Below are 1,070 nucleotides of genomic sequence, written 5' to 3' on the forward strand. Positions count from 1 at the left end.
GACAAAGATTGGCTGACGAAGTTGATTCCACGAACGATTTTCCGGGTTTCCTCGGCGCTGTCATGTAACGTTAGGCCGCTTCACGACGTTGCCGATCAAAGCGAACTGAGTTCTCTCTGCCGAAGATAATATTTCTTCGTGAAACCACAACCTCCGGCTACCAAAAACCCGGCAATGGCTTGAAACGGCGGTTAGCTGTTGTTGTTAGTATGGAAGCGGCTTTAAGTTTATATTATTTTCAATCAAATAACTTTCCCACGAAGGACGGAAATCATGTTTATCATTGAAACTAAATCCAGCTCTTAAAGCATAACCGACTTTAAAATAATTAGAATTGTTTTCGCATACTTCAATGTAGCCAATTTTTATTAATTTGTTTAGTTCTTCTTTGATGTCACTTTCATTTAATTTAAAAAATCTTTCAGCTTGTGATTCATTCATATCCTCTAACTCTTCATCAGCGAAGATTGAATATCCTATCGATGCGAATAAATCTGATTTACTCAAAACTCTGTTGTCTTGAAAATAATGAAAAATTGTAAATCTACTTGTTTCCATTTCAATATCATATTCACGTTGAGTGAATCCAGTTTCAGGATCCATTTCCAGACTCTTTTTTTGACTTTCTTGATATTCATTTTCACGATCATTTTTGTCTTTGAGGAATCGCGCTTGCTCAAGTTTATCTGATGTAAACTTTAAAATTAGTTTTTCCAATTCAGATTCAGAGTATTTTTTATTTCCATTTTTCACATCCTCATTATAGTCTCTAATTATTTTTTGCACTTTAGGACTATCTCTTCTCATTAATGATGCAATTTTCTGCCTTTCATGTCTACCTTCTTCGAAAGAAAATAAAAAAATCACAACTACTACGAGTCCGATTAATGCTAAAATAGATGTGAAAAATCCCATGTTTATTCGATTGTGGTTTTACAATAACAGCTAACGTTTCGCGCATTTGCGTGGTCGCGCCAGAGCGAACTGAGTTCTCTCTGCCGAAGATAAACAAAGTTCGTGAAACTAAAACGTTCCGGCCACCGAAAACCAGCGATCACGTAAATGCGCTG

At 36.2% G+C, this 1,070-nt stretch carries 1 protein-coding gene; it reads right to left on the reverse strand.

All coding sequences use genetic code 11. The annotated features are described in order from the left end of the window. Window positions 1–204: 204 nt before the first annotated feature. Window positions 205–915, reverse strand: a complete 711-nt coding sequence (locus BLP55_RS16645; protein WP_091147571.1) for a hypothetical protein — start codon at window positions 913–915, stop codon at window positions 205–207. Window positions 916–1,070 lie beyond the last annotated feature (155 nt).

Origin of the sequence: Flavobacterium caeni, from assembly GCF_900101895.1 — a bacterium.
Lineage (GTDB): Bacteria > Bacteroidota > Bacteroidia > Flavobacteriales > Flavobacteriaceae > Flavobacterium > Flavobacterium caeni.